This window comes from Duganella sp. OV510 (assembly GCF_900100205.1).
In the GTDB taxonomy this organism is placed as follows: domain Bacteria; phylum Pseudomonadota; class Gammaproteobacteria; order Burkholderiales; family Burkholderiaceae_D; genus Rugamonas.
Genome location: NZ_FNEQ01000005.1, coordinates 318,042 through 335,736, shown reverse-complemented (window position 1 = coordinate 335,736; position 17,695 = coordinate 318,042). Strand labels below are relative to the sequence as shown.

Below are 17,695 nucleotides of genomic sequence, written 5' to 3'. Positions count from 1 at the left end.
ACAAGAGAATGTAAAACGGCCACCAGATCGCTCTGGTGGCCGTTGTCATTCAGACCGGAACCGGATTAACGGTCGCCGTAGCTACGACGCTGGCCGTCGGCGCTGCGTGGGTTGCTGCCTTTGTAGCCGCCGCCGGTGCTGCTGCCTTCACGGCGTGGTGCGCCGCTGCTGCTGCCTGGCTTGCTGAACGAACGCTGGCCTGGCTTGGCGCCGCCACGGTTGTCACCTGGTTTCCAGCCGCCTGGACGGGCCGACGAGCGTGGCGCCGAACCGGTTTTCTTCGGCTCGTAGCCTTCGACCACGTTCACCGGAATCAGCTGCTTGGTGAAACGCTCGATGCGCTTGACGTTCATGCCTTCAGCGTGGTTCACCAGCGAGATCGCGTGACCGTTGCGGCCGGCGCGGCCAGTACGGCCGATGCGGTGTACATAGTCTTCCGGGAACTTCGGCAGATCGTAGTTGAACACGTGGGTGATGGTCGGCACGTCGATACCGCGAGCGGCAACGTCGGTGGCGATCAGGATCTTCACCGAGCCGCGACGCAGGCTGTCCAGCGTGCGGTTACGCGCGCCCTGGTGCATGTCGCCGTGCAGTGCGGCAGCCGAGAAACCGGCGATGTTCAGGCGGTCGGCGATGGTGTCGGCGTCACGCTTGGTGGCGGTGAACACGACGGCCTGGTCCAGCGACTCGTCACGCAGCAGGTGGTCCAGCAGGCGGTTCTTGTGCGACAGGTCGTCGACGAAGTGCACGCGCTGGGTGATGTTTTCATGCTTGTTGGCGGCCGACATGATCTGGATGACCTGCGGATCCTTGGTGATGCGGCGCGCCATGTTGCCGACTACGCCGTCCAGCGTGGCCGAGAACAGCATGGTCTGGCGGTTGTCCGGGGTGGCGGCAACGATTTTTTCGATGTCGTCGATGAAGCCCATGTCCAGCATGCGGTCGGCTTCGTCCAGTACCAGGATTTCCAGTTGCGAGAAGTCGATCTTGCCCGATTCCATGTGGTCGATCAGGCGGCCAGGGGTGGCTACCAGGATCTCAGGATTCTTGGCCAGCAGTTGCATCTGCTTAGGGTAAGGCATACCGCCCAGGATCGACACGGCCTTGATGCGGCGCAGGTTGACGCTGTATTTGTCGGTATTGGTGGTGACTTGCAGGGCCAGTTCGCGGGTTGGGGTCAACACCAGCATTTTTGGCTGTGCAGCTTTGAAACGCGGGCGCTCGTTACGGGCACGGGCGGCTTGCATTTCTTGATTCGGGGTTTTACCGGCAGGGGCCGGCTCGATAGCGAACAGACGGTGCAGCGACGGCAGCATGAAGGCTGCAGTTTTGCCGGAACCGGTCTGGGAGGAAACCAACAAGTCCTTGCCTGCGATCGCTGCAGGGATTGCCTGCTGCTGAACTGGGGTCGGCGCGGTGTAGCCGGCGTCGGTCAGGGCTTTGATGATGGACGTGTTGAGACCAAGTGCTTCAAATGTCATGCTTTTCTTTCGTAAAAACCAGCGGCCCGCACACGCGGAACGCGAAATAGCAACGCCTACCAAAACGAAATGACTCAATCAAAATCGAAAGAAATTTCGGCACAAAAGCTTTGCGCCGGGACGGTGTCAAGGAACAACACCTGAGGCGGGAGGGCTTTATAAGGGCATCCGAATGATGCCGCTGTGAGGCTTGCGAAGCTGCTAAAAAATATCACTGGCTGAATAGTCGGTATCGATTTGCTATGCTTCGATACATGGACTCTAGCGCAAGGCAGCTATTATGCCTTAGTTTGTTTCCTTTGTCACGACCTTTAACTGGCCATGCGGCGCAGCAGGCGATCAAAGCGCAGACTGGCCAGATGGGCTTTGCCCAGCAGCTCCTCGCTGATCTGGTCGAGCTGCGTCTCGACTGGCTGGTTGGGCTGGCCGTAGCCGAGGCGGCGCGTGGTTTCGCGCATGCGCGCCGCCAGGAAAACCGACAGCGCGCGGTAGAAGCGGGCGGCAAACGGGGCGTCGGCGGCCAGCTTGTCGCGCAGGCGGTGGTGCGACAGGCGCAGTACCGACGCGCCTTCGTTGGCACGTACGGCGGCGGTGGTGCGGGCCGGGTCGACCAGCGACATTTCGCCGACGATTTCGCCAGTGTGCAGCTCGACGATCAGTTCGCCGTTTTGGTTGAGCACGGAGAAGCTGCCGTCCAGGACAAAATAGACGCAATCAGGCTGTGAGTCATAGCCAATGATCTCGGCGCCGACCGGATAGCGCAGGCGGTCGCCAGCATTGGCGATCCATTCAACATCTTCATCCTCCAGCTCGCTGAGGATGAAGAGCACTTTGCGCATGCGCGTCTGATCCGGCGCGATCAGTTGTTCCGCCTTGGAGGTTCTGTTCACTTGCTACCCTAGCTTGAATATTGTAATTAACTATAGAAAGTATAACTACTTTTCAATTTTGGCGAAATGAAAAAACGTTTTCCATCAGGCTTGTTCAGCGCGCAGGGCAGGCGGCCTGATCCTTGCCGCCGCACAGCGTGGCCGCCTTGATCGATTCCAGGTAGCGCAGGCTGGCGGCCGGCGTGATGCGCCATGGCAGGTGGCTTTTTTGTTCCTCGGGCGTCGCGGGGCGCCAGCCATAGTGGATGCGGAACAGGTAGTCCTTGCCTTGGATAAATGCCACAAATGCACCTTCTCCCAGCGGCGCGGCTGGGCCGTAGAGGTCGCAAAAACCGCCGCCCACGGCAAAGCGGACATTGTTGAAGGTGAGGGCGTGTTGCGGCATGGCCTGGTATTTGCCGCCACATCCTTTGGCGGCATCGCGGGTGTTCTGGGCCAGCGCGACATCGGTGATGTTGGCCTTGGCCTGCTCCAGTTGGGCCAGCAGTTCGGGAGCGGGATAGGCGGAGCGCGAGATTTGCAGATAGCCGCCGCGCCAACTCTTGATGTCTTCGTCCGGGGGAATGTACTCAAGCACATTGGCGCCATCCGGCGTGCCTTCCATCCATGCCAGTTTCCAGAACTTGGGCACCGGCAGCGTTACTTGTTCGCCGTTGATGGTGAACGGTTTGCCGGCTTCGGGCTGTTCCTGGGCGGCGGCGTTGGCGCTCAGCAGGGCGCACAGCGCCACGGTCGTCAGTATTCTCATGCCGCAAGTTTACATTATTTCCAATGGGAAATGTCATTGACACATGGGCGAAAAAAAACGCCCCGCAGGGCGTTTGGTCGCTGAGGACGGCAAGACTTATTGGTAGTCTTCCGCGTTCAGGCCCATGACGTGCGAGAAGCCGCCGTCGACGTAGGTGATTTCACCGGTGATACCCGACGCCAGGTCCGACAGCAGGAAGGCGGCGGTGTTGCCGACTTCTTCGATGGTGACGTTGCGGCGCAGCGGCGCGTGCGAGGCGGCAAAGCCCAGCAGCTTGCCGAAGTCCTTGATGCCCGAGGCGGCCAGCGTCTTGATCGGGCCGGCCGAGATGCCGTTCGAACGGATGCCTTGCTTGCCCAGGTTTTCCGCCAGGTAGCGCACCGACGCTTCCAGCGAGGCTTTCGCCAGGCCCATGGTGTTGTAGTAAGGAATAGCGCGGATGGCGCCCAGGTAGGACAGGGTCAGCACCGACGAACCTTCTTTCAGCAGCGGCAGCGCAGCCTTGGTCAGCGCCGGGAAGCTGTAGGCCGAGATGTCGTGGGCGACGCGGAAGTTTTCGCGGGTCAGGCCGTCCAGGAAGTCGCCGGCGATGGCTTCGCGCGGCGCAAAGCCGATCGCGTGCACCAGGCCGTCCAGGCGATCCCAGCTCTTGGCCAGATCGGTGAACAGCGCTTCAATCTGTTCGTCGCTGCCGACGTCGCAGTCGAAGACCAGCTTGCTGCCGAATTCGGCAGCGAATTCAGTGATGCGGTCTTTGAAGCGCTCACCGACATAGGTGAACGCCAGCTCCGCGCCTTCGCGTTTGCAGGCCTGGGCGATGCCGTAGGCGATGGAACGGTTCGACAGCAAACCAGTGATGAGGATTTTTTTGCCTTGCAAGAACGCCATAGGGACTCCGATTGCAACTGCGTGCCCAGGCTAGCCCATCGAGCTGGCTGGCGACGTCAGTGGTGGTTATGTTTTTTTAGTGTCCGAGACTTGCCCGACACGCAAGACCAAGATTGTAGGACGTGTAAGCCGCATCCGCAACCTCTGAATCGCGGCGACAGGCCCGCCGCAGCGGGCCTGGACCGGGTTTTAGTTGGCTTTGCGGTGTTTCTTGTTCTTGGCGGCGTCGCGCGGAACACGCGCCTTGACCAGCGACACCGGGGCCGACTTGTTCGATTTGGTGGCTTTAGCCAGCTTGTAGCCCGACTTGCCGGTGGTGGCGCGTTCGGTTTCGAAGTCTAGCGTGGCCTTGTCGGCGATGTCCGCGCCGATATTGGTGTCGGCCGAGGCGGAAATCTTCGGCACCAGGATGGTGGAGCCGGCTTTCAGCACCGAGTTTTGCGGGATGTTGTTGGCCTGGCGGATCACCTCGGGCGAGGTGTGGAAACGCGAGGCCAGCGAACGGATCGATTCGCGTGCGCTGGTGATCTTGTGCGTGCTCCAGGTCGACAGTTCCTTCGACCATTGCGCCAGGTTGAGGTGGAATTTCTCGGCGTTTTCCTTCGGCAGCAGGATCTTGGTGTCCTCGCCGCCAACGATGACCGGGCGCTTGAACTGCGGGTTCAGCGCCTTGAACTCGTCCACCGACAGCTCGGCCAGGTGGGCGGCGACCGTCAGGTCGATATCGCTGGTCTTGTCGACTGCGGTGAAGTACGGCGTGTTGTCGATCAGCGGCAGGCTCAGGCCGAACTGCTGCGGATTGGCGACGATGTTCTTCACCGCTTGCAGCTTGGGCACGTAGTTGCGGGTTTCGGCCGGCATCAGGTCGGCCAGGCTTTCGAAGTCGGTTGGCTTGCCGGCAGCCTGGTTGCGCTTGATGGCTTTCTGCACCGAGCCTTCGCCCCAGTTGTAGGCGGCCAGCGCCAGTTGCCAGTCACCAAACATATCGTACAGGCGTTGCAGATAGGTCAGGGCGGCATCGGTCGAGGCCAGGATGCCACGGCGCTCATCCTTGAAGGCGTCCTGCTTCAGATTGAAGTCGCGGCCGGTGCCCGGCACAAACTGCCACATGCCGGCGGCATTGGCGCTTGACAGTGCGTTCGGGTTGAAAGCGGATTCGATGAACGGCAGCAGCGCCAGTTCGGTCGGCATGCCGCGCTTTTCCAGTTCGGAGACAACGTGGAACAGGTACAGCGAGGCGCGCGCGGTGGTGCGGGCGATGTAGTCCGGGCGGGTGGCGTACCAGTTGGCGTGCTTGGCGACCAGGTCGTTATTCACATCCGGAATGGCATAGCCGCTGCGGATGCGGCCCCAGACGTCTTTCTCGCGAAACGCATCTTCCTCGGCCAGTTTGGCCGGCTTGGCGATTTTCAGGGAGGAAAAGTCGGGAATGGGATTTTTCGGCAGCGGGGACAGCGCGGTGGAGGTCAGCGCGTGATCCATGTCGTGATCGTAGGCCTGGACCAGTGCCGGCGCGAGTAGCGCTGCCAGGGCGGCCAGGACTGCGGTATTCAGAATGCGTGTTTGCATAGTTTTCCGTGAGTTGGCGAAAAGAAACATCGCGTGGACTATGAATAAACGTGGAGTGTACGAAGGTCATCCGGGTGAGTCAAGAAATATGTCGGCCTTATGACAAATTCTTATAAGCAATAATTCCAGTGAAATAAGTGCGAGATCGGCGCAGATGGGTGGAAGTAGGCGGCGCGGCCAAGAGTGCGTACAATTCTGCTTTTGTAGCAGTGATTAAGGAAGCGCAATATGAGTACCCCCGCCATCGACCGCGATGTGGTCATCGCCGACACCGTGCATTGGCTGGAAAAAGCCGTCATCGGCCTGAACCTGTGCCCATTCGCCAAGTCGGTGCATGTGAAGAAACAGGTGCGCTACGTGGTCAGCGAGGCTGAAACGCCGGAAGAGTTGCTGGAAAAGCTGATGGAAGAGCTGCAACACCTGGCCGATGCCGATCCGGAAAAGCTGGACACCACGCTGCTGATCCATCCGCAGGTGCTCACCGATTTCTTCGATTACAACGAATTCCTCGATGTGGCCGACGCCGCGCTGGAAGACCTGGGCCTGGACGGTTTCCTGCAGGTGGCCAGCTTCCACCCGCAATACCAGTTCGCCGACACCGACGCCAACGATATCAGCAACTACACCAACCGCTCGCCGTATCCCACCCTGCACCTGCTGCGCGAGGACAGCATCGACCGCGCGGTCGAGGCTTTCCCTGAGGCTGCGGATATTTTTGACAAGAATATCGAGACGCTGGAGAAACTTGGCCGCGACGGTTGGGACAAGTTGATGGAGAAGCCATGAGCGATTTGCCGGTCCGCCCGGATACCCCGTGCGTGGCGGTATGCTCGACCACCTTTGATGAAGTCTGCCGCGGCTGCGGCCGCACGGTGGTCGAGGTGGCGCACTGGGTGTCGATGACGCCGGAGGCCAAGGAACTGGTGTGGCAGCGCATCCTGGCGCAGGGCTACCCGCGCCGGAATACCTGAACGATCAGTACGAACCGATAAAGTCTTTCTTGCCGATTTCCAGGCCGTTGTGGCGCAGGATGTCGTAGGCGGTGGTGGCGTGGAAGTAGAAGTGCGGCAGCGCGTAGTGGAACAGATAGGTCTGGCCGACGAAGTGCTTGGTCTTCTCGCCGCTGCCGGTGGTGATGGCGCGGCCTTCGCTGCCTTCGATCGACGCCTGCGGCACGCTGTCGATGTAGGCCAGCGTCTTGACGATGCGCGCTTTCAGGTCGGCAAACGTCACTTCCTTGTCTTCATACGACGGCACTTCCTGGCCACCCAGGCGCGCGGCCGCACCCTTGGCGAAATCGCAGGCGATCTGGATCTGGCGGGTGAACGGCAGCATGTCAGGGAACAGGCGGAAATTCAGCAGCGCGGCCGGATCGATTTTCTTGTCGGCGGCATGCGCTTCGGCCTTGTCCAGGATGGCGTGCAGGCTGTTCAGGATCTGCTTGAACACAGGAATAGAGGCGGTGTACATCGAGAAAGTGGTCATGGCGAATTCCTATGTGTGGGAAAAGAGCCGCGATCATAGCGTGCCTGCGGGATTTTTGCTCGATGCGTAACTTTTCGCAGATGTTTACGGGCATAATTCCTATCAAGTAACAACCTCAGACCGATAATGCAATATAAACACTACGCTGTGCCGGTGCATGACTAGCACGATTTACCAGAAACTGCGCACCCGCCTCAGTGCGTTGTACGGTCTGTCCATCTATGGGGCCTTGTTATTGGTGGTCTTTGGCGGCCTGGTGATCCCGGCCATCATCGGCAGCTATCTGCTGATCGGCGTGCACGAGCAGCAGTCGGCGCGCGTCGCCCTGAATGAATCGTTGCAGCGCAATGCCGACATTCTGGCGCTGGGCATGCAGGAATCCCTGTGGAATATGAATGCCGAATCGGCCCATTCGCTGGTCGAATCGGTGATGCGCGACCGTTCGGTGTTGCAGGTGCAGGTGGTCGGCCAGGCCGATACCCAGTTCATGCACGTGCGTTCGCCGCGCGTGGCCAGTGGTAACGTGTATCGTGCCGAGCGCGAGATCCTGGTGCGCGGTGAGCGCATCGGCCGCATCATGGTCGAAATGGATGACGCCCGCAGCCAGCAGGAGCTGCGCGAGAAGCAGCTGTCGTATGTGTTCGTGCTGGCGGCGCAGCTGATGGTGTCGCTGCTGCTGATCGTGCTGTTCCTGAATTCGCGGTTGATCAAACCGCTGCGCAAGCTGATGCGCTTCTCCGACCGCCTGTCGCACGGCGACTTTGAAACGCGGCTGGACGTCAAGGGCACGGATGAACTGGGCCGCCTGGCGCAGCAGCTGGAGCAGATGCGGGTGGCGATCAAGCGCCTGTTCGAGGACATCGGCCAGCGCGAAGAGCGCTTCCGCACCATCGTCACGCAGGTGCCGGGCGCGGTGTTCCGCTTCCGCCCGGATGGCCCGATCGATTTTGTCTCCGATGCGATCGAGGACATTTCCGGCTATTCGGCGACGCAGTTCATGCGCAGCACCACCCACTCGTGGACCAACCTGATTGCGCCGGAAGACCGCAAGAAGCAGCGCCGCGTGGTGACGCAGGCGATCCGCGACGGCCAGTCGTATGAAGTTGAATACCGCATCCAGGACGCCGGCGGCGGCGAGCGCTGGGTGCAGGAGAACGGCCAGCCGCAGCCGCCGGACGGCGAGCGCAACGCGCCGTGGGTGGATGGCATCATCTCCGACATCAGCCAGCGCAAGCACAATGAAATGCGCATCGAAGCCTTGCTGGCCGAGCAGAGCGCGATTCTGGACAACGTGATGTTTGGCGTGATGTTCGTGCGTAACCGCAGCATCGTGTCGGTCAATCGCCGTTGCGAGGAACTGTTCGGCTATGAACCAGGCGAGATGTCCGGCGCCTCGACCGCCATCATGTTCCTCGACACCTTCGACTTTGAATCGTCTGGCGCGCGCCAGTATCCGTCGCTGTCGGGCGGCGAGTACTTCAATGAAGAGCGGCTGTACCGCCGCAAGGACGGCAGCGTGTTCTGGTGCCTGGTCAGCGGCTATGCGCTCGACCACAGCCGCGCCAACGAGGGCAGCATCTGGGTATTTGCCGACATCACCGCGCGCAAGGAAGCGGAAGAAAAGCTGCGCCTGTCGGCCACCGTCATCGAGCACATTGCCGATGGCGTGGTGGTACTGGACGCCAGCGGCACCATCGTTGCCGTCAACCCGGCCTTCACGCAGATCACCGGCTACACCGAGGCCGAGGCGCTGGGCAAGGACCGCACCTTGACGCGCTCCGGCCGCCACGAACCATCGTTCTACGAAGCGATGTGGCAGGAGCAGCTGGACCAGGGCTTCTGGCGCGGCGAGCTGTGGAGCCTGCGCAAGAACGGCGAACTGTATCTGGAATTCCTGACGGTCAGCGCGGTGCGCGACCCGCGCGGCAAGGCCACGCACTACGTCGGCGTATTCAGCGACATCACCAAGGTCAAGGAATCGCAGGAGAAGCTGGACCACCTGGCGCACCACGATCCATTGACTGCGCTGCCGAACCGCCTGCTGTTCAACGACCGCCTGCAACACGCGCTGCAACGCTCCTCGCGCGAAGGCGAGCAGCTGGCGCTGCTGTTCATTGACCTGGACCGCTTCAAGAACGTCAACGACACGCTCGGCCACCATATCGGCGACGAGCTGCTGAAGCAGGTGGCCAAGGCGCTGCAGGACCGCCTCCGCGAAGGCGATACACTGGCGCGCCTCGGTGGCGATGAATTCATCGTGCTGCTGGAGAATATCGAAAACCAGTACGGCGCCAGCCAGGTCGCCGAAAAACTGGTGCAGATGTTCGAGCAGCCATTCATGGTGGCCGGCCACGAATTGTTCGTCACCTGTAGCGTCGGCATCTCGCTGTTCCCGGATGATGCGACCGACCTGAATATGTTGATCCGTAACGCCGACGTGGCCATGTACCAGGCCAAGGCGCGCGGCCGCAATGGTTTCAGTTTCTACGCGCCGTTCATGATGGGCGAGGGCGTCGAGCGCCTGCGATTGGAAACCTATCTGCGCCGCTCGATCGAGAAGGAAGAAATCTTCCTTAATTATCAGCCGCAGGTGGAAATCGACACCGGCCGCCTCGTGGGCGTGGAGGCGCTGGTGCGCTGGAACCATCCGGAGCTGGGCCTGATCCCGCCGATCCGTTTCATCCCGCTGGCCGAGGACACAGGCTTCATCAACCAGCTGGGCAAGTGGGTGCTGCACGAAGCCTGCCGCCAGATGGTGCGCTGGCAGGAGGCCGGCCTGCATGTGCCGAAGATTGCAGTCAACCTGTCGGCCAAGCAGTTCGAGCGTGGCTCCATCGTCAACATGGTGGCCGATATCCTGCGCGACACCGGCCTGGAGCCGCAACGCCTGCAACTGGAAGTGACCGAGTCGGTGATCATGAATACCGGCGACGCCATGGTCTTCATCAATGACCTGCACTCGATCGGCGTGGCGCTGGCGATTGACGATTTCGGTACCGGCTATTCGTCGCTGGCTTACTTGAAGCAGTTGCCAGTGCAGACGCTGAAGATTGACCGCTCCTTCATCAAGGACATCTCCACGGATGTCAATGACGAGGCGATCGCCATCGCGATTATCCAGCTGGGCAAGAGCATGAATCTGTCGGTGATTGCGGAAGGCGTGGAGACCGAGGAGCAGGCGGCGTTCCTGCTGCGCCATGGCTGCAACCTGGCACAAGGCTATTTCTATAGCCGTCCGCTGCTGGCGGACGATATATTCAGCCGCTGGCAGAAATAAAAATAGCAGGAGACGCGTATGCAAAGAGCGAAGAGCACATCGCGCCGCCGCTTTATCTTGGGCGGCCTGGCGGTGACGGGGGCGCTGGTGGTCGGCTGGGGCGTGATGCCGCCGCGCCAGCGCCTGAATTCATCCGAGCCGTTGCCGCTCAGCGGCGGCAGTGTCGCGCTGAATGGCTGGGTGGGACTGGCGCCGGATGGCACGGTCACCGTTGCTGTGCCGCGCAGCGAAATGGGGCAGGGCGTCTACACCGCCTTGCCGATGCTGGTGGCGGAAGAGATGGATGTGCCGCTGTCCGCTGTGCGCGTGATGCAGGCGCCGATCGACAAAATCTTCGGCAATATCGCCATGCTCAAGGACGGGCTACCGTTCCACCCTGATGATACGGGACGCTTGAAAGCCACGGTCAGCTGGATCGTCGGCAAGGTCGCGCGCGAACTGGGATTGATTATTACTGGCGGCTCGTCCAGCGTGAAGGATGCGTGGGAGCCGATGCGCGAAGCCGGCGCCACTGCGCGTGCCATGCTGGTTGCTGCTGCTGCCGCCGAATGGTCGGCACGTCCGGCCGATTGCCGCACCGAAGCGGGATTCGTGGTGCATGCCGATGGCCGCAGGCTGGCTTATGGCGCGCTGGCCGCGCGTGCGGTCGACGCCAGGCCGGACGCGGTGCGCCTCAAGACGCCGCAGGAATTCCGCCTGATCGGCCAGCCGCAGCCGCGCCGCGATACGCCGTCCAAGGTGAATGGCTCGGCCATCTTCGGCATCGATGTGCGGCCGCAGGGCATGCTGTATGCGGCGGTGCGCATGTCGCCGGTGATAGGCGGCACGGTCGCCAGTGTCAACAGCGTGACGGCCTTGAAAATGCCGGGCGTGGTCAAGGTGGTCGATTATTCGCATGCGTTGCCGGCGCAGACTGGCGCCGGTGCTGGCGTCGCGGTGATCGCGCACAGCTACTGGCAGGCGAAGCAGGCCGCGCTGGCGCTGGAGATCCAATGGCATGACGGCCCGCTGGCCGGTTTGTCGAATGACGCCATTTATACGGATTTCGCCGCGAAGCTGGATCGGGAAGACGGCTACGCCTACTACAAGGCGGGCGATATGGATGCGGTGGAAGGCCGGGCGGCTGGAGTCGCCCAAAGCGTGAAGGCGGAATACCGCGCACCTTATCTGGCGCATGCGGCGATGGAGCCGGTCAACTGCACTGCGCAAGTCAAGGACGGCAAGGTGCGCGTATGGGCACCGACGCAATCGCCGGGCTTCGCGGTGGATGCGGCGGCCAAGGTTGGCGGTGTGGCGGCAAAAGACGTTGAACTACAGGTCACGCTGCTGGGCGGCGGCTTCGGGCGGCGGCTGGATGTCGACATGGTCGCGCAGGCGGTAGCGATTGCGAAGCAGGCGGATGGCCATCCGGTGCAGATGATCTGGTCGCGCGAGGACGACACCACGCACGACGTGTACCGCCCGGCGGCACTGGCGCGCTTCAGCGCCACGCTGGATGCGACGGGCAATGTGCTTGGCTACGACAACAAGTCGGCCAGCGGTTCGATCTCGCACCAGTTCTTCAAGCGTAACCTTGGCCTGCCGGCTGGCGGGCCGGACAAGACCACCGCCGAGGGCGAGTTCGACATGCAGTACCACTTCGCCAACCAGCGCATCCGCCATGTGATTGTGGATAGCGCGGTGCCGCTGGGGTATTGGCGTTCGGTCGGGCATTCGCACAATGCCTTCTTCAAGGAGAGCTTCATCGACGAGCTGGCGCATGCGGCGGGCAAGGACAGCGTGGCGTTTCGCCGCGAACTGCTGCGCCAGCATCCGCGCCATCAGGCAGTGCTGGATGCCGCAGTGAAGAAGGCCGGTGTCGCGCCGGCAGGCCGGGCGCACGGCGTGGCGCTGCACCAGTCGTTCGGCACGATTGTCGCGCAGGTGGCGGAAGTGTCGGTGGATGGGACGGAAATCCGCGTACACCGGGTGGTGTGCGCGGTGGATTGCGGGCTGGCGGTGAATCCCAACATCATCGCGCAGCAGGCCGAATCGGGCGTGATCTTTGGCCTGTCGGCAGCACTGTACGGCGCCGCCACGATCAAGGATGGCAAGATCGAGCAGAGCAACTTCCACGACTATACGGTGGTGCGCTTGAACCAGGCGCCGGAAGTGGAAACCATCATCATCGCCAGCACTGCGCATCCCGAAGGCATGGGCGAACCGGCGACGCCGCCAATCGCCCCGGCGGTGGCCAACGCCGTCTTCAAACTCACCGGCAAGCGCCTGCGCAGCCTGCCGCTAAAACTTTAGCGGAGCAGGGTGCGCAGGTTGCTGGTGCGCTGCCAGGCGGCGCGCTCGGCGTTGTTGGCGGTGATTTGTTGCAGTTCCTCGTCGCTTTGCGCGCATGTCGATTGCAGCAGGCGGTGGGCGACGCCGGCGTCCGGCAGCATGGTGCCGAAGAAGGCCACCAGCTCGTGGTGCTGGATCAGCAAGGTCGGGAAGTTTTCCACGTCCAGGTCGCCCACTACGTCGGCCTGGTCTTCGATGTCGATCCAGAGGAAGAATTTGTCCGGGTGGCGCGCCGCCAGCTCGTCGAAGGTGGCGCGGTAGGTGGCGCAGGTGCCGCACCAGGCGGCGCACAGGCACGCTACGATCCAGCGGTCGCCAGCCAGGGCGGCAGCCACTTCTTCGCGGTTTTCGGAGTTCAGGGTCAAACTGGCCATGGGTGAGGTCAAATAGCGCGCTCAGCGTCAAAGCGCGTATTCTACCCTTCCGCGCAGACTCGCGCCTGTTAGCGCGCCGGGTTAAAATACGGGATGCCTATTATTCTTGCCATTGAAACCTCGTCCGAAACCGCCTCCTGCGCCTTGCTGCGGGGCGATGCCGTCATTAGCCGTGTCTCCAGCGGCGTCCGTACCCATTCCCAGGCCGTGCTGCCGATGATTCAGGAACTGCTGGCCGAAGCCGGCATTGCACTGGCCGATTGCGATGCCGTCGCGTTTGGTTCTGGTCCCGGCTCGTTCACCGGCGTGCGCACGGCATGCGGCGTGGCGCAGGGGCTGGCGTTTGGCGGCAAGCTGCCGGCGGTGCCGGTGATGACCCTGGATGCGATGGCGCTGGCTTGCCATCAGCAGCACGGCGCCAGCGAGGTGCTGGTGGTGCTGGATGCGCGCATGAGCGAAGTCTATTGGGCGCAGTATCGCTTTGAAAATGGCGCGCCGGTGGCGGTGCTGCCGGCGGTCCTGACCGCGCCGGCCGACGTCAAGCCGCAAGGCGCGCCGGTTCTGTGCGGGAATGGTTTGTCGGCCTATGCAGAAGCTTTCCCGGTCGGCGGCTTTGCCGAGGTGATGCCGCATGCGGAGCAGATCGCGCAACTGGCGGCGATCGATTTTGCCGCCGGCCGCACGGTGACGGCGGCCGAGGCGCAGCCTCTGTACCTGCGTAACAAGGTGGCGTACACGCAGGCCGAGCGCCGCGACATGGCCGCCGCCAAGGACGGTGGCGCATGACGGCTCCGGTGTGGGATCTGGCCAGGCTCAATTACGAGCCGATGCAGGCGTCGGATCTGGAGGATGTGTTTGCGCTGGAGCAGAGCGTGTATCCGCACCCGTGGAGCATGGCCAATTTTGTCGATTCGCTCAGCAGCAATTACGAGGCCTGGGTGCTGCGCGACCGCGATGGCACGCTGCTCGGCTATTTCCTGCTGATGGCGGTGGTGGATGAGTCGCACCTGCTGAATGTCGCGGTGTCGGCGGCGAAGCAGGGGCAGGGGCTCGGACGCTTCCTGCTGAATCAGGCGGTGGCTTGTTCGCGCGGCCTGGGCATGGAGTCGGTGTTGCTGGAAGTGCGTCCGTCGAATACGCGGGCGCTGCAGATTTATGAGCGCTATGGATTCAAACAGATAGGCCGGCGCAAGGGTTATTACCCGGCGGCTGACCAGCAACGCGAGGACGCAATCGTTATGCGATTTGGGATATGAGTCAGTCGTCGGCACGTAGTGCGGTGTTTCTGCAGGAGATGGGGGTAGGCGTGCAATGGAAGTTGCGCAATGCGTCCGAGTCCGATGGTTTTGCTGAGGCGGTTCAGGCGCTGGCCGATGGCGATGTGGTTGAGGCGCCAGCGCCAGTAGTGATGGCGCCGCAGCCTGTCGTCCCGGAACCAGGCGTCTTCCAGCCAAACGTCTCGCAGACGGAGCGTCTGCCAGTGGCGCCGGTTGCAGAGCGGCCAGCGCCTCCCGCGTCGCCGGCCGCTGCGCCGACGGATGATGATTCGACCGCGTGGTTCGACGATGCGCCCGCACCGGCGCCCGCTGCCGCGCCTGCGTCACGTCCGGCGCCACCTCGCCCAGCGCCGGCACCTGTCTCACGCACGGCGTCCGAGGCACCTGCGCCGGAAGAGGATACCGCCTGGTTTGACGACGCGCCGATGCCGCCGCCAACTGCCGCCCCCGCACAGCGACCAGCCGCCGAGCCGGCACATGGGGACCCGGCCCGTGCACATCGCCCAGTTGCCGAACCGGCGCTGCCGGCCGGCCCGGTTAGCGATGAAGCGATCGCCCAGATGGATTGGCCGGCGCTGCGCGCTGCCGTTTCGTCCTGCACGCGCTGTACGCTGTGCGAAACGCGGATCGCCGCCGTCAACGGTCGTGGCGCGGAAAACGCCACCTGGATCGCCTTCGCCGCCGCACCCTCATCAGCCGATGAGCAGGACGTGCAAGCCGTCACCGGCGAAGCCGGTCAGCTACTGCACAATATGCTGAAGGCCATCGAACTGACGCCGGAGTCCGACGTCTACGTGACCAATGTGGTCAAGTGCCGTCCGCCTGAGCGCAATCCGAGTGGCGAGGAAGTCGTCGCCTGTCGTCCATACCTGGACCGCGAGCTGGCGCTGACCGGCGCCACCATGGCCATGACCTTCGGCCAGTTCGCCGCCAAGGGCCTGATGATGGGGCCGGCCGCGCGCGGCCAGGTGATGCGCTACAAGCAGTTGCAGGTGGTGGCCACGTATCATCCCGACGACCTGCTGCGCAAGCCGGAAGACAAGGCAAAGGCCTGGGCTGATCTGTGCCTGGCGAAAGCCAGTCATGCCTGACCAGCCGCCCGGCGCACCCGCCGAGGTGCTGCCAGGCGCCGCCGGGCCGACTGCCACCGCCACCGCCGCAGCCCGCATCAGCAATTATCAGGCGCAGTTTGAAAGCCGCTGGCCGCAGCTGAGCAATCCGCACGTCCGCGCGCTGGCCTGGCTGCTGGATGCGCCGGATCTGCTCGATCCGCAAGCGCCACACTGGCAAGGCCGCATCGCCTCGCTGGGCGCGCTGTCACCGGCCACCGCCGACTGGCTGACCGCGCTGGAGCACGATCCGTCGCCGCTGCAAGCCGCGCTTGGCGACAAGCACTACTCGCGTCTCGGCCTGTACGCTGAAAAGCTGATGGCTTTCTACTTTGCCGAGCAAGGCCAGCTCTACGCCCACGGCCTGCAAGTCCGCGCCGACCGCACCGACACCATCGGCGAATTCGATTTCCTGCTGCGCGAGGACGCGCACCTGGTCCACATCGAATTCGCCACCAAGTTCTATCTGCTGGATAACGCCGATGGCTTCAACGGCCTGATCGGCCCCAACCTCGCCGACACATTGGGCGTCAAGATGCGCAAGATCTTCGACAAGCAACTATCGCTGTCGCAGCATCCCGTCGCGCAAGCGCTGGTGCCGCAAGAAATCGCGCGGGCACAAGCACTGGTTAAAGGCTGGCTATTCTACCCGGACGGTGTACAGCCGATGCCTGGCATCTCGCAGCAGCATTGTCATGGCTTCTGGATCACGCAGACGCAGGCGCAAAGCCTGCCTGCGCAGCAGCAGTACGCCATCATGCCGCGCCTGCAATGGCTGGCGCCACTCAAGCTGGCGGCCGGTGCAGGCATCAGCCATGAGGCGCTGCTGACCACGCTGCAGGCGCACAGCGCGCCCGTCATGATCGCGGCATTGAACGAAAAGGGCGATTGGCTGGTGGAAGAGCGCCGGGGCTTCGTCGTGCCCGACGACTGGCGCCAGCAAGCCAGGCAGCGCCGCCAGGACGGGGCGCTGCCGGCTTAAGCATTAATGCTTGGCTTCGCCGATCAGCGAAACCGAATCGAACTCGCGCTGGTTCTGCTGGTGACGGCGCAGGATGTACAGCATGGTGCCTGCCAGGAACAAGCCGAACAGCAGAATGATGATGTCCAGGTTCAGGTGCATGCGCAGCATCAGCGAGTACATCGCCAACATCGTCAGGATGGACAGGTTCTCATTGAAGTTCTGCACCGCGATCGAGTGACCGGCGCTCATCAGCACGTGGCCGCGGTGTTGCAGCAGCGCGTTCATCGGTACCAGGAAGAAGCCGCCCAGCAGGCCGACCAGGATCAGCAGCGGATAGGCCAGCTTGACCGAATCCACCAGCGTCATCAGCATGACGATGACGCCCATCGCAATCCCAACAGGAATCACTGACAGCGACTTGCGCAAGGTGATGCTGCGCGCGGAAATAATTGCACCCACTGCCACGCCTATCGCCACCACGCCAACCAGGCTGGTCGACTGTTCATAGGTCAGGTGCAGCTTGCGATTGGCCCATTCCAGCACGATGAATTGCAGCGTCTGTGCAGCGCCCCAGAACAGCGTGGTGACGCCCAGCGAGATCTGGCCCAGCTTGTCTTTCCACAGCATGCTGAAGCAGTTGGCGAAATCGGAAATCAGCTTGATCGGATTGCGCTCCTGGTGGCCGTAGACGCAGCCGGTGTCAGGAATGCGCGTATTGAACAGTGCCGCCAGCATGTAGATGCCCACCACCACGCACAGCGCGGCCTGGGTCGGCGTCTCGATGCCGGTATCGATCAGCGGCAGGTCGAAGCCCAGCAGCACCGACGACAGGCGATCGCCCACCAGCGCACCGCCCATGACGGTGCCGAAGATGATCGACAGCACGGTCAGGCCTTCAACCCAGCCATTGGCGGCGACGAGTTTTTCGGCAGGCAGCAGTTCGGTCAGGATGCCGTATTTGGCTGGCGAGTACACCGCCGCGCCAAAACCGACGATGGCATAGGCCAGCAGTGGATGGACATGCGCGAAGATCAGCAGGCAACCACCAACCTTGATCAGGTTGGAGATGAACATAACCTTGCCTTTAGGCATCGAATCCGCAAAGGCGCCGACAAATGCCGCCAACAGCACATAAAAGAGGGTAAATGACAGCTTCAGGAGTGGCGTAATCCACCCTGGAGATTGCATGTTTACCAGCAGGTCAATCGCAACAAAGAGCAGCGCATTGTCCGCGAGGGACGAAAAGAACTGCGCTGCCATGATGGTATAGAAACCACGATTCATTCTGGGATAGCCTGGAAA

The 17,695-nt window shown here is 62.3% G+C and carries 16 protein-coding genes; 8 read left to right on the top strand and 8 right to left on the bottom strand.

The genetic code is table 11. The annotated features are described in order from the left end of the window. Positions 1-65: 65 nt before the first annotated feature. The 5 genes from BLS51_RS16000 to BLS51_RS15980 form a co-directional block, all read right to left on the bottom strand. The gene (locus BLS51_RS16000) at positions 66-1,481 is read right to left on the bottom strand and encodes a DEAD/DEAH box helicase (RefSeq protein WP_090285774.1); all 1,416 of its coding nucleotides are present in this window, start codon (positions 1,479-1,481) and stop codon (positions 66-68) included. Positions 1,482-1,792: 311 nt separating this feature from the next. Beyond that, positions 1,793-2,371: a cyclic nucleotide-binding domain-containing protein gene (locus BLS51_RS15995; RefSeq protein WP_090183787.1), complete on the bottom strand. Its 579-nt coding sequence runs from the start codon at positions 2,369-2,371 to the stop codon at positions 1,793-1,795. Positions 2,372-2,465: 94 nt separating this feature from the next. Further along, positions 2,466-3,119 (bottom strand): hypothetical protein, encoded by a 654-nt coding sequence (locus BLS51_RS15990; RefSeq protein WP_090183789.1) that lies wholly within the window; start codon positions 3,117-3,119, stop codon positions 2,466-2,468. 96 nt (positions 3,120-3,215) lie between these two features. Then, the gene (gene fabI, locus BLS51_RS15985) at positions 3,216-4,007 is read right to left on the bottom strand and encodes an enoyl-ACP reductase FabI (RefSeq protein WP_090183791.1); all 792 of its coding nucleotides are present in this window, start codon (positions 4,005-4,007) and stop codon (positions 3,216-3,218) included. Between the two features lie 189 nt (positions 4,008-4,196). Further along, positions 4,197-5,576 carry a transglycosylase SLT domain-containing protein gene (locus tag BLS51_RS15980; RefSeq protein ID WP_090183793.1) on the bottom strand — a complete coding sequence of 460 codons (1,380 nt, stop codon included), beginning with the start codon at positions 5,574-5,576 and terminating at the stop codon, positions 4,197-4,199. A 228-nt stretch (positions 5,577-5,804) separates the two neighbouring features. Here BLS51_RS15980 and BLS51_RS15975 point away from each other — a divergent pair, with 228 nt between their 5' ends. Together BLS51_RS15975 and BLS51_RS15970 are read left to right on the top strand one after the other, a co-directional pair. Further along, on the top strand, positions 5,805-6,362 hold the full coding sequence (locus BLS51_RS15975) for a DUF1415 domain-containing protein (RefSeq protein ID WP_090183795.1): 558 nt from the start codon (positions 5,805-5,807) through the stop codon (positions 6,360-6,362). Beyond that, positions 6,359-6,547: a DUF1289 domain-containing protein gene (locus BLS51_RS15970; RefSeq protein WP_090183798.1), complete on the top strand. Its 189-nt coding sequence runs from the start codon at positions 6,359-6,361 to the stop codon at positions 6,545-6,547. The genes BLS51_RS15975 and BLS51_RS15970 overlap by 4 nt, the downstream gene beginning before the upstream one ends. 4 nt (positions 6,548-6,551) lie before the next feature. Here the strand turns inward: BLS51_RS15970 and BLS51_RS15965 are convergent, their stop codons facing one another. After that, on the bottom strand, positions 6,552-7,061 hold the full coding sequence (locus BLS51_RS15965) for a DUF1993 domain-containing protein (protein WP_090183801.1): 510 nt from the start codon (positions 7,059-7,061) through the stop codon (positions 6,552-6,554). Positions 7,062-7,218: 157 nt separating this feature from the next. On the opposite strand from BLS51_RS15965, the gene BLS51_RS15960 reads away from it, so the two are divergent. Both BLS51_RS15960 and BLS51_RS15955 read left to right on the top strand, forming a co-directional pair. Beyond that, on the top strand, positions 7,219-10,338 hold the full coding sequence (locus BLS51_RS15960) for a bifunctional diguanylate cyclase/phosphodiesterase (protein WP_090183804.1): 3,120 nt from the start codon (positions 7,219-7,221) through the stop codon (positions 10,336-10,338). Between the two features lie 18 nt (positions 10,339-10,356). Further along, complete coding sequence (locus BLS51_RS15955; RefSeq protein WP_090183806.1) at positions 10,357-12,630, top strand: xanthine dehydrogenase family protein molybdopterin-binding subunit; 2,274 nt, start codon at positions 10,357-10,359, stop codon at positions 12,628-12,630. Here the strand turns inward: BLS51_RS15955 and BLS51_RS15950 are convergent. Beyond that, positions 12,627-13,043: a thioredoxin family protein gene (locus BLS51_RS15950; protein ID WP_090183809.1), complete on the bottom strand. Its 417-nt coding sequence runs from the start codon at positions 13,041-13,043 to the stop codon at positions 12,627-12,629. The two genes, BLS51_RS15955 and BLS51_RS15950, sit on opposite strands and share 4 nt — an antisense overlap. A gap of 93 nt (positions 13,044-13,136) precedes the next feature. Between BLS51_RS15950 and tsaB the strand changes: the two genes are divergently transcribed. Genes tsaB through BLS51_RS15930 form a run of 4 tightly spaced genes read left to right on the top strand, consistent with a single transcriptional unit; the run spans position 13,137 to position 16,411 of the window. Beyond that, positions 13,137-13,829, top strand: coding sequence for a tRNA (adenosine(37)-N6)-threonylcarbamoyltransferase complex dimerization subunit type 1 TsaB (gene tsaB, locus BLS51_RS15945; protein WP_090183812.1), 693 nt, complete (start codon positions 13,137-13,139; stop codon positions 13,827-13,829). Then, positions 13,826-14,299 (top strand): ribosomal protein S18-alanine N-acetyltransferase, encoded by a 474-nt coding sequence (rimI, locus tag BLS51_RS15940; protein WP_090183815.1) that lies wholly within the window; start codon positions 13,826-13,828, stop codon positions 14,297-14,299. The genes tsaB and rimI overlap by 4 nt, the downstream gene beginning before the upstream one ends. Beyond that, on the top strand, positions 14,296-15,411 hold the full coding sequence (locus BLS51_RS15935; protein WP_090183818.1) for a uracil-DNA glycosylase: 1,116 nt from the start codon (positions 14,296-14,298) through the stop codon (positions 15,409-15,411). Before rimI ends, BLS51_RS15935 begins: the two co-directional genes overlap by 4 nt. Next, positions 15,404-16,411, top strand: coding sequence for a DUF1853 family protein (locus BLS51_RS15930; RefSeq protein WP_090183822.1), 1,008 nt, complete (start codon positions 15,404-15,406; stop codon positions 16,409-16,411). The genes BLS51_RS15935 and BLS51_RS15930 overlap by 8 nt, the downstream gene beginning before the upstream one ends. 3 nt (positions 16,412-16,414) lie before the next feature. Here the strand turns inward: BLS51_RS15930 and lplT are convergent, their stop codons facing one another. Then, positions 16,415-17,677 (bottom strand): lysophospholipid transporter LplT, encoded by a 1,263-nt coding sequence (lplT, locus tag BLS51_RS15925; protein ID WP_090183825.1) that lies wholly within the window; start codon positions 17,675-17,677, stop codon positions 16,415-16,417. Positions 17,678-17,695: the final 18 nt, after the last annotated feature.

Coding starts and splice junctions, on each gene's coding strand:
- BLS51_RS16000 (WP_090285774.1), bottom strand. CDS start 1,481: ATGACATTTGAAGCACTTGGTCTCAACACGTCCATCATCAAAGCCCTG.
- BLS51_RS15990 (WP_090183789.1), bottom strand. CDS start 3,119: ATGAGAATACTGACGACCGTGGCGCTGTGCGCCCTGCTGAGCGCCAAC.
- fabI (WP_090183791.1), bottom strand. CDS start 4,007: ATGGCGTTCTTGCAAGGCAAAAAAATCCTCATCACTGGTTTGCTGTCG.
- BLS51_RS15980 (WP_090183793.1), bottom strand. CDS start 5,576: ATGCAAACACGCATTCTGAATACCGCAGTCCTGGCCGCCCTGGCAGCG.
- BLS51_RS15975 (WP_090183795.1), top strand. CDS start 5,805: ATGAGTACCCCCGCCATCGACCGCGATGTGGTCATCGCCGACACCGTG.
- BLS51_RS15970 (WP_090183798.1), top strand. CDS start 6,359: ATGAGCGATTTGCCGGTCCGCCCGGATACCCCGTGCGTGGCGGTATGC.
- BLS51_RS15965 (WP_090183801.1), bottom strand. CDS start 7,061: ATGACCACTTTCTCGATGTACACCGCCTCTATTCCTGTGTTCAAGCAG.
- BLS51_RS15960 (WP_090183804.1), top strand. CDS start 7,219: ATGACTAGCACGATTTACCAGAAACTGCGCACCCGCCTCAGTGCGTTG.
- BLS51_RS15955 (WP_090183806.1), top strand. CDS start 10,357: ATGCAAAGAGCGAAGAGCACATCGCGCCGCCGCTTTATCTTGGGCGGC.
- BLS51_RS15950 (WP_090183809.1), bottom strand. CDS start 13,043: ATGGCCAGTTTGACCCTGAACTCCGAAAACCGCGAAGAAGTGGCTGCC.
- tsaB (WP_090183812.1), top strand. CDS start 13,137: ATGCCTATTATTCTTGCCATTGAAACCTCGTCCGAAACCGCCTCCTGC.
- rimI (WP_090183815.1), top strand. CDS start 13,826: ATGACGGCTCCGGTGTGGGATCTGGCCAGGCTCAATTACGAGCCGATG.
- BLS51_RS15935 (WP_090183818.1), top strand. CDS start 14,296: ATGAGTCAGTCGTCGGCACGTAGTGCGGTGTTTCTGCAGGAGATGGGG.
- BLS51_RS15930 (WP_090183822.1), top strand. CDS start 15,404: ATGCCTGACCAGCCGCCCGGCGCACCCGCCGAGGTGCTGCCAGGCGCC.
- lplT (WP_090183825.1), bottom strand. CDS start 17,677: ATGAATCGTGGTTTCTATACCATCATGGCAGCGCAGTTCTTTTCGTCC.